The 16,423-nt window shown below is 44.4% G+C and carries 15 protein-coding genes and 1 tRNA gene; 14 read left to right on the forward strand and 2 right to left on the reverse strand.

Annotated elements, in window-relative coordinates:
- Positions 1-183: 183 nt before the first annotated feature.
- From B9A22_RS20935 to B9A22_RS20955, 5 genes are all read left to right on the forward strand, one after another.
- A complete protein-coding gene (locus B9A22_RS20935; RefSeq protein ID WP_084577893.1) occupies positions 184-1,761 on the forward strand; it encodes an ABC transporter substrate-binding protein in 1,578 nt (525 codons plus the stop codon).
- A gap of 79 nt (positions 1,762-1,840) precedes the next feature.
- On the forward strand, positions 1,841-2,845 hold the full coding sequence (locus B9A22_RS20940; RefSeq protein ID WP_084577894.1) for an ABC transporter permease: 1,005 nt from the start codon (positions 1,841-1,843) through the stop codon (positions 2,843-2,845).
- Positions 2,846-2,862: 17 nt separating this feature from the next.
- Complete coding sequence (locus tag B9A22_RS20945) at positions 2,863-3,759, forward strand: ABC transporter permease (RefSeq protein WP_084577895.1); 897 nt, start codon at positions 2,863-2,865, stop codon at positions 3,757-3,759.
- Positions 3,760-3,769: 10 nt separating this feature from the next.
- The gene (locus B9A22_RS20950) at positions 3,770-4,744 is read left to right on the forward strand and encodes an ABC transporter ATP-binding protein (protein WP_084577896.1); all 975 of its coding nucleotides are present in this window, start codon (positions 3,770-3,772) and stop codon (positions 4,742-4,744) included.
- Positions 4,737-5,720: an ABC transporter ATP-binding protein gene (locus tag B9A22_RS20955; protein WP_084577897.1), complete on the forward strand. Its 984-nt coding sequence runs from the start codon at positions 4,737-4,739 to the stop codon at positions 5,718-5,720. Before B9A22_RS20950 ends, B9A22_RS20955 begins: the two co-directional genes overlap by 8 nt.
- Positions 5,721-5,772: 52 nt before the next feature.
- Here the strand turns inward: B9A22_RS20955 and B9A22_RS20960 are convergent, their stop codons facing one another.
- Complete coding sequence (locus B9A22_RS20960) at positions 5,773-7,287, reverse strand: Ppx/GppA phosphatase family protein (RefSeq protein ID WP_084577898.1); 1,515 nt, start codon at positions 7,285-7,287, stop codon at positions 5,773-5,775.
- A gap of 238 nt (positions 7,288-7,525) precedes the next feature.
- On the opposite strand from B9A22_RS20960, the gene B9A22_RS20965 reads away from it, so the two are divergent.
- From B9A22_RS20965 to B9A22_RS20985, 5 genes are all read left to right on the forward strand, one after another.
- A complete protein-coding gene (locus B9A22_RS20965) occupies positions 7,526-9,076 on the forward strand; it encodes a Ppx/GppA phosphatase family protein (protein WP_084577899.1) in 1,551 nt (516 codons plus the stop codon).
- Between the two features lie 2 nt (positions 9,077-9,078).
- Positions 9,079-11,199, forward strand: a complete 2,121-nt coding sequence (locus B9A22_RS20970; protein WP_245824086.1) for an RNA degradosome polyphosphate kinase — start codon at positions 9,079-9,081, stop codon at positions 11,197-11,199.
- A 119-nt stretch (positions 11,200-11,318) separates the two neighbouring features.
- Positions 11,319-11,609 (forward strand): hypothetical protein, encoded by a 291-nt coding sequence (locus B9A22_RS20975; protein WP_084577900.1) that lies wholly within the window; start codon positions 11,319-11,321, stop codon positions 11,607-11,609.
- A 388-nt stretch (positions 11,610-11,997) separates the two neighbouring features.
- Entirely contained in the window at positions 11,998-12,528 is a 531-nt protein-coding gene (locus tag B9A22_RS20980) for a CBO0543 family protein (RefSeq protein ID WP_084577901.1), read from the forward strand.
- Between the two features lie 179 nt (positions 12,529-12,707).
- The gene (locus B9A22_RS20985; RefSeq protein ID WP_139796335.1) at positions 12,708-13,295 is read left to right on the forward strand and encodes a PAS domain-containing protein; all 588 of its coding nucleotides are present in this window, start codon (positions 12,708-12,710) and stop codon (positions 13,293-13,295) included.
- Between the two features lie 154 nt (positions 13,296-13,449).
- On the opposite strand, the gene B9A22_RS20990 is transcribed toward B9A22_RS20985, so the two are convergent.
- Entirely contained in the window at positions 13,450-14,031 is a 582-nt protein-coding gene (locus tag B9A22_RS20990; RefSeq protein ID WP_084577903.1) for a DJ-1/PfpI family protein, read from the reverse strand.
- Between the two features lie 176 nt (positions 14,032-14,207).
- Between B9A22_RS20990 and B9A22_RS20995 the strand changes: the two genes are divergently transcribed.
- The 4 genes from B9A22_RS20995 to B9A22_RS21010 all read left to right on the forward strand — a co-directional run bounded on the left by B9A22_RS20995 (position 14,208) and on the right by B9A22_RS21010 (position 15,960).
- Complete coding sequence (locus tag B9A22_RS20995; RefSeq protein ID WP_084577904.1) at positions 14,208-14,840, forward strand: dienelactone hydrolase family protein; 633 nt, start codon at positions 14,208-14,210, stop codon at positions 14,838-14,840.
- 65 nt (positions 14,841-14,905) lie between these two features.
- Positions 14,906-15,313: an ACT domain-containing protein gene (locus tag B9A22_RS21000; RefSeq protein ID WP_084577905.1), complete on the forward strand. Its 408-nt coding sequence runs from the start codon at positions 14,906-14,908 to the stop codon at positions 15,311-15,313.
- Complete coding sequence (locus B9A22_RS21005; protein ID WP_217806009.1) at positions 15,306-15,626, forward strand: carboxymuconolactone decarboxylase family protein; 321 nt, start codon at positions 15,306-15,308, stop codon at positions 15,624-15,626. Before B9A22_RS21000 ends, B9A22_RS21005 begins: the two co-directional genes overlap by 8 nt.
- A gap of 255 nt (positions 15,627-15,881) precedes the next feature.
- Positions 15,882-15,960: transfer RNA gene (locus tag B9A22_RS21010), tRNA-Arg, on the forward strand.
- Positions 15,961-16,423 lie beyond the last annotated feature (463 nt).

Here is a 16,423-nt window from a genome sequence, read left to right on the forward strand (position 1 = left end):
TTTGGCAAATCGGAAAAGAGTATACCAGGTACCAGGGCTTTTCCCTAATTGGTATAAGTACAGAATTTATCGAAATATATTGTTGTATCTTTAGCGTGGATAGGGCAGGATTTTTGCAATTAGTGTATAATTTAGAATTAATGTACAATTCGTTAAATTTCTATTATGTGGGGGGATTTTGGGATGAGTAAAAAAACGGCAGCACTGGTTATGGCCATTCTGTTTGTGGCCAGCATTGTTATGGCTGGCTGTGGTGGCGGTGACAAAAAGCCTGCCAGCACGGGCGCAGCTAACGTATTAGTATTTGCGCAGGGCTCTGATCCGCGTGGTCTTGACCCGGCGTATGTTGATGACGGCGAGTCAGCCAAGATTATGACTCAAATATTTGAGGGACTTGTTCGCTACAAGCCAGGGAACACTGAGCTTCAGCCCCTGCTTGCTACCGAATGGACAACAAGTCAGGATGGTAAAGAAGTAACCTTTAAGCTGCGTCAGGGAGTTAAATTCCATGATGGCACGCCATTTAACGCTCAAGCGGTTAAGTTTAGCATTGAGCGCCAGCTACCTCCAAATGTCAAGGAGGATATGCCCTATGCATCCTTTACCTTTGACGGAGTAAAAAAGGTAGAGGTTGTTGATGATTATACTGTGAAAATCATCTTAGAAAAACCATCAGCGCCGTTCCTGGCTAACATGGCTATGGCTTTGGCTGCTCCCATTGTCAGCCCTGAGGCTGTGAAAAAGCATGGTGACAAATTTATTGAAAATCCAGTGGGTACAGGCCCATATAAGTTCGTTAAGTGGGATAAAGGTCAGCAAATTGAGCTGACTGCTTTCGAAAGCTATTGGGGCACAAAACCCAAAATGCCAAAGGTTGTTTATAAATTTACTAAAGAAAACTCTGTCCGGGCTTCTGACCTTATGACTGGTGCTACCGATGTTATGGATGGCGTTGATACCAACGATATCAAAACACTCGAAAGCAAGGGTATGACTGTAATCAAGAGCCCAGGCATGAATATCAACTACATGGGCTTCTTTACCTACAAAAAGCCGTTTGATAATCTGGACCTGCGTAAGGCAATCAGTATGGCGATTAACCGCCAGCAGCTTGTAGAATTCCTGTACCAGGGTCAGGCCAAACTGCCTAATTCGCCGCTGCCTGACTTTATCCCCGGTTATTCCAAAGATGTCAAACCTTATGAGTATAATGTTGAAGAAGCTAAGAAAATGCTGGCCAAAGCCGGTTATCCCAATGGCTTTGAATTTACCTGCATTACCTATTCTAACCCACGGCCTTACAACCCGGTTAATGGTGAGAAACTAGCGGCTGCCGTTCAGGCAGATTTGGCGAAAATCGGCGTTAAAATGAACATCAAATCATATCCGTGGAAAGAGTATAAACAATTTTTGTTTAACGGTGAGGGCGACGCTTACTTCTACGGTTGGATTGGTGACAACGGCGACGCCGATAACTTCCTCATGCTTCTCGAAACAGCACAGATTAAAGGCAGTCTTAACGCCTCTAAATATTCCAATCCCAAAATGGATGCGTTGTTAGAACAAGGCCGTACCACACTGGATCCGGCTAAACGCGCCGCCATCTATGCTGAGGCACAAAAGCTTGCAGTGGAAGACGCTCCCTGGGTGCTGATCAGCCACAGTCTGGATATGGCTGCCCACCGGCCTAATATCAAGGGATTTGCCCTACATCCGGTTGGTATCCATTGGTTAGATATTGTGTCTAAAGAAGCTAAATAATTCATAACAAAAGAAGGTGGTTTCCACGAAATCACCTTCTTTTCAATCCTGTTAGTGAGAGTGAAAAGGAGGCAAATTTGTGGTTAAATACATACTCCGCCGCCTGCTGCTGTTATTCCCGGTGCTTTTCGGTGTGTCACTGGCAACCTTTGTGGTAATGCACATGTTTACTACCGATCCTGCCGCAATCATCCTCGGTCAGCATGCTACCACCGAGCGGGTTGAGGCACTGAGGGAAGAGCTAGGCCTTAATAAACCAATATATATCCAATTTGCTGATTATATCACCAAAGCTGCCCAAGGTGACTTAGGCAAATCGGTCATAACCAAAACCTCAATTACTGATGAGCTTGTTAAACGCTTCCCGGCCACGGTTGAATTGGCCTTAGCTGCTATCGTGATTGCTTCCATCTTTGGTGTTATCTTAGGGGTTGTATCCGCAGTCAAACAAAACTCTTTGTTTGACTACGGCTCAATGGTGGCTGCGCTTATGGGGGTAAGTATGCCAATATTTTGGCTTGGCCTCATGATGATCATTGTTTTTTCCGTAATGCTCGGGTGGCTGCCGGCCTCAGGCAGAATCGGTATTGGCATGACGCCAGAGAATATAACCGGCCTTTATCTTGTGGACTCGCTCTTGACCGGCGATATGGAAGTCTTTAACGATGCACTAAGGCATTTGATTATGCCTGCAGTGGCCTTAGGCTCGTACTCAACAGCTATTATTGCCCGCATGACCCGTGCCACCATGCTGGAGACTATTCGTCAGGACTATGTCCGGACTGCCAGGGCCAAAGGACTTACCGAGCAGGTGGTTATCATTAAACACGCACTGAGAAATGCACTGATTCCCATCGTTACCGTAATCGGCCTGCAGCTGGGTGCGCTTTTAGGCGGAGCCGTCCTGACTGAAACAGTATTTTCATGGCCGGGAATTGGCTCTTATGTGGTAGAAGGTATCTTAACATCAGATTATCCCAGGGTTCAGGGCGCAGTACTATTGATCGGAACGATTTTTGTCATGGTCAACCTTGTTGTTGACATCCTGTACTGCTATCTTGATCCCCGCATCCAACATTCCTAGCAGAGGTGGTGATAAATATGGCAACAAACATCCAAGCTAACCTTCAACCAGCGAATAACCCGGGTATGCCGCCTGCCAAATCACGTAAGGCAGAGTTTTTTGAGCGGTTTAAGGCATCAAACTCAGCGATGATTGGAATAATCATGCTGGCGGTATTGATATTTAGTGCAGTCTTTGCGCCGGCACTTGCGCCGTATGATCCCTACGAAAGCAATATGCCTAATTCATTAAAGCCTCCCACAACTGCTCATATTATGGGTACTGACGAACTGGGGCGCGACATTTTCTCCCGTATTCTTTATGGAGCCCGTATTTCACTGATTGTAGGCATTGAAGCCGTGACGCTGGCGCTAATTTGTGGTGTCATTCTGGGAGCTGTAGCCGGATTTTACGGTGGTAAAATCGATACAGCCATCATGGGCGTTATGGATATTATGCTGTCTTTCCCGAGTATTTTGCTGGCGATCGCCTTTATGACAGTATTGGGGCGGGGGGTAGAAAAGGCGGTTATCGCCATCGGTATTGTCTCAATCCCTCAGTATGCCCGGATTGTCCGGGGCAGCGTGCTGTCAGTCAAAGAGAACGTCTATATTATGGCGGCGCGGGCTATTGGCAGTAGTGACCGCCGGTTGATTTTCGCTCATATTTTGCCTAATGTGCTGGCTCCGATTATCGTCAGAGCTACCATTGGTGTATCTGTCGCCATTTTAGAAGCGGCGGCTCTAGGGTTTCTTGGGCTGGGTGTCCAGCCGCCGACCGCTGAATGGGGTACCATGCTGGGGTCAGGCCGGCAGACCATCTTTAACGCACCGCATATTGTAACCTTCCCCGGGGTAGCAATCACGTTGACAGTCATGGCCTTCAATCTTTTGGGCGATGGTCTGCGCGATGTGCTTGACCCCCGGTTGAAATAGGAGGTACGATATGCTGGAAATTAATAATCTCAAAACCCATTTTCATATTGGCAAACGTGTCATAAAAGCGGTGGATGGTATAAGCATCTCTGTAAAATCAGGAGAAATGCTGGCACTTGTCGGTGAGTCCGGTTGTGGTAAAAGCGTGTCAGCGATGTCAATTATGCGGCTGGTGCCTGAACCTCCGGCCCGCTTGAGCGGTGAGATACTATTTCAGGGTCGCGATATTCTGAAAATGTCGGCCCCGGAAATACGCGATATTCGTGGCAAAGACATCTCTATGATTTTTCAGGAACCCATGACCTCCCTTAACCCGGCTTATACTGTGGGTGACCAGATTGCTGAGTCTGTTCGCGTGCATGGCAATGTAGATAAGCAGGCTGCCTGGCGGCGGGCTGTTGAGATGCTTGAGCTTGTCGGTATTCCTGCAGCCGGGCAAAGAGTAAAGGAATATCCCCACCAGATGAGTGGTGGTATGCGGCAGCGGGTTATGATTGCCATGGCACTTGCCTGTAACCCTAAGCTCTTATTGGCTGACGAGCCGACGACAGCTCTGGATGTAACCATCCAGGCGCAAATCCTGGATCTAATCAGAGATTTGGCACACGAGTTCAATACCGCATTAGTCCTCATTACTCACGACCTGGGAGTGGTGGCCGAGATGGCGCAAAATATGGCAGTTATGTATGCAGGCCGCATTGTTGAGCAAGGGACAGTAGAGGCTGTGTTTAAAGCACCACGTCATCCGTATACCGCGGGCCTGATGGATTCTATCCCACGACTTGACGGCGCGAAAAAACAGCTTTTGCATACTATTGAAGGGGTTGTACCTGACTTAGCCTACCTGCCGTCAGGCTGTACCTTTGCTGAGCGTTGTGAGCATGCTCAGGGCAAATGCCGCCTGACTCAGCCCGAACTGGTTTGTCAGGCTGATGGCCGGTTGGTGGCCTGCCACTACCCGTTGGGAGGTGCTCAGCATGACTGATACTACTCTGTTAGAAGTACGCAACTTAAAAAAATATTTTCCGGTCAGAGGCGGAATATTTGGGAAAATTACTGGGCAAATTCGGGCAGTAGATGATATATCTTTTGCCATCAAAAGCGGTGAAACACTTGGCTTAGTTGGCGAATCAGGCTGTGGCAAATCAACCACAGGCCTGTTGGTATTACGCTTGATAGAACCGACTGCCGGTGAGGTACTATTTGAGGGCCAGGATGTGGCCAAGCTAAACAAAACAGAACTCAAGAACTTTCGCCGCCATGCGCAGATTGTATTCCAAGACCCGTACGCCTCACTTAACCCAAGAATGGCTGTGGGAGATATCATTGGCGAGCCGCTCATGCTCCATAAACTTGCCGCAGGACCTGACCAAACTAAACGGGTTGAAGAACTGCTTAGTTTAGTCGGTTTAGGGCGGCAGCATGCTGGCCGCTATCCCCATGAATTTTCGGGTGGACAGCGCCAACGAATTGGCATTGCACGAGCACTTGCTGTCAATCCTAAGCTGGTGGTGTGTGACGAACCGGTATCAGCGCTTGATGTTTCCATTCAATCACAAATTCTCAATTTACTAGTTGAGTTGCAGCAAGAAATGGGGCTAACCTATCTATTTATAGCGCACGGCCTGAATGTTATCAAACACATCTCAGACCGCATCGGTGTTATGTATCTCGGTAAAATGGTTGAGTTGGCTGAGGGCGGTAAGCTGATTGCTAACCCGCTGCATCCCTACACCAAGACACTGCTATCTGCCATTCCGATCCCGCAGCCAGGCATTAAAAGGAACCGTATCATTCTTCAGGGTGATGTTCCCAGCCCGGCAAACCCCCCGTCAGGGTGCAGATTTCATACACGCTGCCCCGAGTGTCAGGCTATCTGTAGCCAGGAAGAACCGGAGTTCAGGGAGATCAATGGCCGGTTTGTGGCCTGTCATTACCCTGACGTAGTAATGGGTGAGTAGATAAAGAAAACACCGGTGTTGGTATCTTCATACCAGCAGCGGTGTTTTGCTTCTACTCAATAACTAAGTCTAGTTCTAATTCCTTTTTAAACCATTTACGATGATGCTCTGCTGCCTGCCTCTCAATGGTTACTGGGTCGGCTGTTAGCAGGCGAAGACGGGCCTGGTTGGCAGAAACTGACGGAACTACGTCATGTACTAAGCCAAGCTGTGTTGTTTCCAAACTCTCGGCCAAAGCTAACAGGAGAGCTAGCTTACGGGCTATTTGCCAGTCATACTGGTCGAGGAATTCGCTATACAGCTTATTGCGAACATATTTGGCAGAGGCGCCATTGTGCCAGCCAACCACCACAGCTACCAGCATCTGCTCGCGGTGGGTCAGGCCAAACAAGCGGGCATTTTCGACAAGGTAAGCGCTGTGACGGGCATGATCGTAGTAGTTAATGGTAATACCAATATCATGCAGCAGAGCAGCTACCATGAGTAGTTTCTTATCGCGTCTGCCTAATCGTAAAATTGACTGCCAACCGTCAAACATGGTTTCTGCCAGCTTGGCCACATGATAGGCATGCGCTTCGTTGCCCTTGTAGAATAAAAGCATATTATGGGTCGAGTGCATCAAAATATCGGGGATAATCTCAGTCTGCTGCTGTTTGGACAAATAATACTCAAGGAACATGCCTTCACGTACGCCGCAACCGCTAATCACAATGTTAGTGGCCTGTGACAAATCAAGCAGTGATTTGACAATGGTGGTTCCGGCGATAATAATATCAGCCCGCTCACTGCTCAGTCCAGGATATTTGCGGCGCTGGGCTAAGTTGGTTTTGGTAATTGTTCGCCATAACTCATCAAAGGCCATTGGCCCACACCGGTAGTTGTGAACCTTGGGAAAGGGATAGTTCTTGCGCTTCTGGTCCATTTTGGCAATGTTGCGAGCGGTGCCTCCTACGCCAACAATGGGAAGGCCCAGACGCTTAATCCAGGGCAGGCGCTCTAGCCTGGTGACAATATGTTCGCGCATAGACGCTAACTGAGCATCGGTTACTTTATCCTGGGAACCAAATTTTTCGGTAAGATTGACAGCGCCAAATGGTAAACTAAACATCTCAGCCGGATGACGGTCTCTAATCAGGGTTATTTCGGTGCTGCCGCCGCCTAAGTCAAACAGAAGAGCATTGTCAACATCAATGGTATTAATGATGCCGGTATATCCCAAATGGGCCTCGGCTTCACCGCTGATTGCCTGGAGCGGGATGCCAGTATGCTGATGTACCAAAGCAATAAATTCGCTGCCGTTTTTGGCATTGCGCACAGCGGCTGTGGCTACCGCCAGTATTTTGTCTACTTTTACTAATTCGCACATATGGGCAAAGGTTTTCAGCGTGGCAATCGCGCGCCACATAGAATCACGGGTTAGCACCCCTGTTTCAGCCATACCCTCGCTCATCCGTACCGATTCTTTCTGATTGTATACGAGATTGTAAGCGCCATTGTGGTAGATGTGCATAACAATCAGGCGGGCTGAGTTCGAGCCCAGGTCGATGATTGCTACCCGTTCTGTCAAAGTAGTTCAACTCCTAACTTCGGACTAAAGGTATAACTTAGTTATTCGCTATTATTAACAAAATCCTGCTTGCATTAGACTATCAATAAAAATTTTTAGCGAAAATGGTATCTTTGTCAAGGAAAAATTATATTAATTTACTGTTAATTTAGTATTAAGTCCTAAAAAACTACAGGATTTTGCTTCTAGTTGTCGAATTAGTGAATATTATATAAATCAGGGGTTTAGGGGGTCCACTATGGCCAGACATGCTCCCGATAGGTTTGCCGCCATTCATGTCGGCTCAGAGCAGATCGGTGTTATGATTGTTGAATATACCAAGCTAGATAATATTAAAGTTATTGAGCAGAGCTATCGTCAGGTAATGCTGGGAGAGGAAACCTTTAAAACCGGGCGTGTCAGCTTTGGCGCAGTAAGTGAGATTTGCGAGCTCTTAAAAGGGTATGGCCGCCTGCTTATCGAGTATGGGGTGCGCGATTATCGCCTAGTAGCGACTACCGCCATTCGCGAAGCACAGAATCAGCCATATATCATTGACCAAATCAAAGTAAAAACTGGCTTTACCGTTGAAGTTGTTGATATGCCCCAGGAAATTTTCTATAAATATGTATCACTAGTTAAAACCGTGAATGACCGTGGTTTGATGAGCCAGGAAGACGGGATGCTGTTTGTCGATATCTCCTCAGGCGGTCTTGGCTTTACACTATACAAAGATGGGGGCCTCACCTATCAGCAGAACATTCACATTGGTGCACTTCGCATCAAAGAGAGCTTTGACAAAAGCCAGCGTGACTCAGCCCACTTTCACGAAGCATTATCAGAGTACATAAGTAGCACCATAGAACCGGTAGAAAAGGAAATGAGCCAACATCATATCAAGCGCCTGATTTTATCGGGTCCTGAAACCAAGCTGCTTCTCAAAATGCTGGGCAAAGAACAGGGCAGGGTTACCTATGTCAGCTTGTCCGAGTTTAGCGATCTCTATAAGCAGGTGCGCTCGCTCAATCTGCCGCAAATCATAAAAACCTTCAATCTGACTGAGCATAAAGCCGAGATCGTTTTGCCGACTATCGTACTGTATAGAAAGATTGTATCATTGACCAATCCTGAGGAAATTGTTATTCCGAGTGACCAGTTTATTGATGGTGTTGTCATCAAGCATATTGCGGAAAGAACTGGGCATGAACATAACAAACTTATTGAAAACCAGCTGACAAGTTTGTGCTGGGAGATCGGCAAGAAATATTACTACGATCCCGATCATGCAGCTGCTGTTGAAAAATGGTCATTGCTTCTGTTCGATAAATTAGCGCGTGTTCATGGTCTGGGGCAGCGTCATCGACTGCTTTTGAAGGTGGCAGCTATCCTTCATGATATCGGTAAACACGTCAACTTAAGGAGGCACTACTTTTATTCATATCGTTTGATTATCTCCTCTGACATTATGGGCTTTTCGGAAGCTGAGCGACATATAATGGCCAATATAGCCTTTTACCATTCCAAAGGGACGCCATCAGACTCTGATGCCAACTTTGCTTCGTTGACACCAGGCCAGAAGGTTACAGTGTCTAAACTTTCGGCCATTGTCCGGCTGGCTGACGCGATCGACCGCAGTCACCGCCAAAAGGTCAGTAAAACAGAGGTTGCTTTGCGTGGGGATGAAATGGTCATTACAGTGACTAGCAAGGAAGATATGTCACTGGAAGCGTGGACATTTGCTGATAAAGCCGATTTTTTTGAAGATGTTTTTGGCATTAAAGCGATATTAATCAGACAAGCGGGGGGATGACAGTGACAAATGCCAGAAGCTGTGAAATACATGATAATCCTGAATACTTTTTTAACAGGGAACTTAGTTGGCTAAAGTTCAACCGGAGAGTACTGGGTGAAGCTGATGTCAAACATAAGCCGCTTCTAGAACGGCTCAAGTTTATTGCCATTACCAGTTCTAACCTGGATGAATTCTTCATGATTCGTATGGCAGGACTTAAGCATCAGTTTGAGAGTGGGATTAATAAAACTGACGCTGCCGGCCTGACGGTAAGCCAGCAAATGGACAGAATTGCGGCAGATACCCACGAATTGGTCAAGCTCAAATATCGGTATTTGAAGAACATTCTAAGTGAGCTCGAAGGGGCCGATATTTGTTTTAGCGATATTGCCAGTCTTGATGAACAGGTACAAGAATGGCTTGAGGGATTCTTTAACAACACCATATTTCCTGTTATAACTCCTATGGCGGTAGATGCTGGCCATCCATTCCCTTTTTTGGCCAACCGCAGCCTGAATCTGGCTGTGCTTCTTGGCCGGGAGCGGGGTGAGGTTCATGCTGCTGTGATTCAGGTTCCTGCCGTTCTGCCCCGGATTGTCGAGGCACCTGCTGACGGTAATAAGCGGCAGTTTGTTTTCTTGGAAGATATTATTAAGCATTATTGCGTGCATTTGTTCCATGGCTATACCATTAAGGATGTAGTGCCATTTCGGATAACTAGAAATGCCGATCTTTCGATTGACGAGGAAGATGCAGAAGACCTGTTGGCCGAAGTCGAGAAATCGCTGCGCCAGCGAAAACGCGGCCAGGCTGTGAGGCTGGAAATCGGTAAAACGAGTAACCGGCAGCTAAAAGATCTGCTTGTCCATACTCTCAATATTGAAGAGCAAGACATCTATGAGATCCCAGGGCCGCTTGATTCTACCTGCTTTTTTAGGTTTAGTGACTTGCCGGAACTTGAGCATCTCCGGTACAGCCCATTAACACCCCAGCTGGCGCAGGACCTTATTGGTGTCGATAGTTTGTTTGAGGCCATCTGTGAACGCGATATATTGCTCCATCACCCCTATGAATCCTTTGAGCCGGTTGTTGAGTTTGTTCAGCAAGCGGCTGCCGACCCTAAGGTATTGGCGATTAAGCAAACCTTGTATCGTGTCAGCGGCAACTCCCCGATTGTAAAAGCTTTGGCGCAGGCGGCCGAGAACGGCAAGCAGGTCACTGTACTTGTTGAGTTGAAAGCCCGCTTTGATGAGGAAAAAAATATTTTATGGGCCAAGCAGTTGGAAGAGGCCGGCTGTCATGTTATCTATGGCCTGGTAGGCCTCAAGACTCACGCCAAAATAATACTGGTGGTAAGACGTGAGCAGGACGGCATCAAACGCTACGTCCATATGGGTACAGGCAACTATAATGATGCTACTGCCAAATCGTATACTGACATGGGACTGTTCACTGCCAACGACCAGTTTGGCGCTGATGCATCAGCCTTCTTTAATGTGCTATCCGGTTATTCTGATCCACCGGTATGGAATAAAATTGTTGTTGCGCCGCTCGGACTTCGGGAAAAGATTAAGGAACTGATTGACCGGGAGATTGAGTTTGTTAAGGCTGGCAAAAGCGGACGGATTATTGCCAAGATGAACTCACTTGTGGATAAAGATATTGTTCTTAAGCTGTATGAAGCCTCCTGTCATGGTGTCAAGATCGACTTGATTATCCGGGGAATTTGTGTCCTTAGACCAGGCGTGGCAGGCATAAGTGACAATATAACAGTTCGCAGTGTTGTTGGGCGGTTTCTTGAGCATCACCGGATATTCTATTTTGGCAACGACGGAGATGAACGGGTTTTCCTGTCAAGTGCCGACTGGATGCCGCGGAACCTTAATGAGCGGGTGGAGCTGTTCTTCCCCATCGAGGATATGGACCACATTGAACGCATTAAAGATATTCTGGATATTACATTGGCAGACAATCAAAAAGCCTATATTATGAAAAAAGATGGTACCTACCGGCGCGTTGACAAGCGCGGAAAAAGTATCAACTGTCAGATGGAGTTTTTTGCAGAAGCGCAATCGACTGCTCAGGTACCGGACATTACTATTGAACAGCGCCTAAAGCCATTATATAAGCGGGCTGAATAACAAATAAAGCAGACTTAGCCGCTATCGGATGATGAACAACCGGCAGGATTTTATCGCCTGCCGGTATAATATTATAATAAGTGGTAATAATTTGTTTCTAAAGGAAAGAGGCGATATTCATGCAAGAGAATTTCAAAGTAGCCGTTCAGCGTAACAATCAATGCGGTTATATCGAATATGATCAGGCAAGCAAAACGGTTAAGGTTGTTTTTGACGATGCCGAAACCCGGCAAATAATTGAAGCCTACTTGGCAGCAGAACATGTAATCCGCGTAGCTGGTGAAGGACTCCTGGACTTCAAAGATGTAACTATCCGGCCAGCAGCAAGTGTGGATAATCTTAAAACAGCCCTCACACGCATCTGGGGAAAAACAGGCGTGCATGTCGATTGGAGTCGACCAGTAGCGTGACTAAATGTCACGCTTATTCTTTTTGTTCACAAAAACACGTACTTATCCACAAAATTATCCCCAAAACACCCGGAAATGTGGATAACCTAGTGAGTAATTGTGGGGAAAACTTATCGAGGGGGCTACGAATAGCTAAAATATAAGGGTTGTTATTGTGGATAAGTGGAATTGTCGTAATGTGGATAACAAGAAAACTTACTAGCGGAAGCTTCTTGACTTTAGCTATGACAATATGTTAGACCATAAAGATAGTACACAGGCTAATCACACCTGTGTACTATCTTTTTATCAAAATTATTTCCTAAAATTACTCGTTTTGGTCAAAATAATAATAGGGTATAGGCTGTTTCGTTACGCACAGCTGTTTTAGTTAAGGATGGTACGGTAAATGTGGCTTATTTTATTTTTTAGGATTTGCCTTGTTGGAAGCTTTCTGTTTGCAGTGTGGAAATGGGGTGATTGGAAAAATTGGAAAAAATATTATCCGACAGTCTTGTTTGTGATGGTTGTCAACTTGGGGGCAAGTTATATTACCTATCATCACGGCTTGTGGAATTATCATCAAGACCAGCTGGTAAAAACACAATCAACAGTCGAATTAATTAACAGTTTTGTGATGCTGCCATCAAGCACATTTGTATTTCTGTCGAATTTCCCGGTAAATAGAAAGCTATATCAATATGGTTATATACTGTTATGGGTTTTAATTTTTAGCAGTCTGGAATATATAGACAAAACAATTGGTGGTATCTATTATAGCAACGGTTGGTTATGGCAAATATCAACTATATTTGATATTGCTATGTTTTCAATTATACGGCTTCACCACTTAAGCCCTTTGCGGGCGTGGTTAATTACGCTTTTTTTAACAGGTGTTATTCTAATTGTGTTTAACTTTGGGTCAGCGGAAATGAAGTAAGCGAAACCGTTGATTCAATTTTTCTAGCAATCTTTATGGCTGCCGCAAGCAAGTGTATGATAGATTAGGATTACAGCAGACGACAGACAAATAGAAAAAGAAGGAAAAAATGGTAATAATGGAGAATCATGAGGCATTACGTGCTGGAGAGGGGACAAAGCACTATGCTCGACTTGTTAATGGATAACGAATTCTTCAAGTTATTATTTAAGGTTATTCCTACAGGTATAGTTCTAGTAGATGAAAATGGGAATGTACAAGCGATTAATCCTGAGGGAAGTAAAATGTTCTGTGTCGAACCTCTCAAAGATGGTGATCATTATCGTGGTGGAGATCTGTTCCGATGTGTTAATGCAAAAAATGGTTGTGGCGTAGCCACTGCTTGCCAAGATTGTATTCTTAGAGCTAACGCTATGTTAGCCATTAAAGGACAGAGTGTATCTCGTCAAAAAGGTAAGTTCTGCGTAATTCAAGATAACGAGGTTAAGCAGTTTATACTACAAGTAACGGCATCTCCCCTGGTGTATAAACAAAATACACTGGCTTTATTAATAATTGAAGATATATCATTAGTTACTGAGCTTTCAGGGTTAATACCAATCTGCTCTTCTTGCCATAGTATTCGTGATGATAAAGGGGATTGGGTCAGTATTGCCAAGTTTCTTCAAGAACACTCGGAAGCAGAGCTAACTCACGATTATTGCCCAAAATGTTCTAAAGAACTGCTAAATAGTCGAGCAAAGGTCGCAGTTGCTAAGAATGCCTAAGTGATCAGGTTTGTGTGACTTCATGAATGATGAACCAGCTATTACTGAGTTATATTGAAAGAAGAAATATGTGTAGATCGCGAGATTGCAGGTGCATATTAATTTGTTTGTATTATATAGACACTGACGATGCGTAAAACGGATAAGTCAGGATTTATAAAGCATCAATGTCTATTTCGTATTCAATTTTCATTGCAACTTCCGTTGTTATACTGTTGCCAAATAAAATTTTAATAATATATAAACCCAGTTCTAAACCAGAGCTTACTCCTGCAGCGGTGATAATATTTCCATCCTGTATAACTTTAGCCTTTTCTACCGTAACATTATTATAGGTTTGTAACTCTGTGAAAGCTGAATGGTAAGTAGTAGCTTTCTTTCCCTCAAGTAATCCCACTTCAGCTAAAAGAAATGCACCAGTGCAAACAGATGTTATATATTGGGCATTTGCTGATTGACTGAGTAAGAAGTCTTTTACCTTAGGATTGTGCATAGTATCAAGACGACCTTTGCCACCTGGTGCAATCAAGATATCTAATGCAGGGCAAGTAGCAAATGAATGGTCAGGTACAACTTTCATTCCGTTAAATGCCTTAATTATTTCGAGTGTTTCTGATATTAGCAGCACTTCGGTACTCTGGGGTCTAATTTTATTAATGTAGCTTAACACTTCAAGTGGAGCTACAAAATCAAGTTCTTCAACTTGGGGGAAAATAAGAATACCTATTCTAATCATGGTTGACCTCCGGATAAAATGATTTGAATAGGTATTCGTTGTGTGGATAAATTTTCCTTTACACAATTAAATCAGCCGCTATAATGATGAATGACGACAAGCTGCTAAAATGGAAGAAGTTGAAGGTCGGCTGTGGCTGGAATCTAAGTAAACTTTGATATGTGTGGTGTTCGTATGTGTTAATTCACGATAATAAGTCGGATATAGTGATTGTTGTCCTCCATGAAATCTATGGGGTTAATAATCACATTGTAAGTACGTGTAAACAACTATCCAAATACAAAGTTGATGTTATTGCGCCTAACCTATTAAATGACAAAGAGCCATTTAATTATGAGCAGGAAGAAATGGCATATAGTTACTTTATGAATAATATTGGTTTTGCAACTGCAACCAACCAGGTAAAAGAGGTTCTTTATCACGCAAGAAATAATTATAAAGAAGTTTATGTTTTAGGTTATAGTATAGGGGCTACTCTTGCTTGGTTATGTAGTGAAACAGGATTATGTGATTTAATTATAGGCTTTTATGGTTCAAGGATACGCAGCTATCTTTTTATAGAGCCTAAATGTCCATGTTTATTATTTTTTCCTACTTCAGAGCAATCTTTTAACGTAGATGATCTGATTTTGGACTTAAGTCATGTAGAGAATGTTCACATTAAAAAATTGGATGGTCATCATGGATTTGCAGACCCATTCTCGCGAAACTATAATAAACAGTCATCAATCAAAGCCTGTGCAGAAATAAAGTCATTTGTAAAAAACAGGGAAAGTCATCTAATTAGCACGCTGCAGCCACAATGCTAATTCAATGTTATTTCGATAGAGCGAGGACAAACACCATGAATTATATTTGATAAGGATTGATAACTATGGCAAAGAAAGATTTAAAGTTTGAAGTGTTGCTAGATACACTTGGTGTTTGTAAACTAAGCTCAAACATGACTATCCCACAATGGGCTTATGATGGAGATTTTTTCTCCGTTACCAAAACAACAGAGGAGCTTTCAATTGTATGTTCTGAAACAGCTATACCTGAAAATGTAGTATGTGAAAGGGGATGGCGAGCACTTAAAATAGCAGGAATACTGGACTTTAGCTTGGTTGGCATATTATCAATAGTATCTTCGGCTCTAGCTAAAGCAGGTATAAGCATTTTTGCAATCTCAACATATAACACCGATTACATTCTGGTAAAAGAAAAAGACCTTAAGCTTACATTGCGAACACTTTGCGATGAGGGTTATGACATACTAAATGGAGGTTCAAAAAATGAGTGAGAAATTGTCAGTTAGCAATGCTTTTCAAACATTTATGAAAGAAGCCCCAGAGCATCAGGAAATATGGCTTGACACAGTGCAAAAGTTAGGGGCGGCGAGTAAACTGGATGCTAAAACCGAGGAACTAGCATACATAGCTGTTTTAGCGTCAGCCAGACTTGAAGGCGGGCTGCCCTTTCATGTAAAGCATGCCAAGTCACTTGGGGCAACAAGAGATGAGATAATAAGTGCTATTTTAGTAGGGTTACCTGCGGTGGGAAACATCGTTATTCAAGCTCTTCCGATAGCATTAAACGCATTTGATAGTGAGTGATGAAAGGTGAAAAGTGACGAGCAACTCCCACTACCTTACAATTGACACTTCTCGCCCGAAATGCTATACTAAATATCGTTATCTTTACTATTGCCATTACTGCCGAACCTGCCCATAATGCCGATTTGCCGTCATTTTCGAAAATGTCATTCGAATCCATTGGTGCCATTTTCGAATGTAAATGACGACAATTTTGAACGAATTTAGGTATGGGACATTGGCTAGAAATGGCGGAAAACCTCGTGAGAGGAATATGCGCCCGTAGCTCAGGTGGATAGAGCGGTGGTTTCCTAAACCGCGTCAGCCGGTGGTTCGAGTCCTCCCGGGCGCACCATCTAAATACAATAATAGCAAGGCTTCAGAGATTCTGGGCCTTGCTTTTTTTACGTCTTTTTTGTGGTTTTGTATGCTATGGTGCTTTCTTGCCAAAGTAGGAAGAGAAAAATTGACGATTCTAGAGCAGTCAGCGTCTTTATTTAAACAGAAGGTATTGGTGTTGGCGCTGAAATAAAAAGCCCGAAAGCTGACGGGATTGCCTGATCGAAAGTTGCTCGATATAATGACCATATCTGATAAGAAAGGAAAAGACGCCCCCGTTAATGTGCTACTGCGCCAACAGCAGCACCAGGGACGTCCACCAACTAAAAGATATGATCATTGTAACAAATTATGAGCTGATTGAAAATACCGAACTCGGTGTTTTTTGTTAGGAGCATGGAGCAGAATCCTTGTCCTTGTTGTGGTGAGCGGCTAAGTGTAATCGGCAGTCGTCGGCGCAAGTACATAACCAGCTCTGG

Origin of the sequence: Sporomusa malonica (genome assembly GCF_900176355.1) — a bacterium.
GTDB lineage: Bacteria > Bacillota > Negativicutes > Sporomusales > Sporomusaceae > Sporomusa > Sporomusa malonica.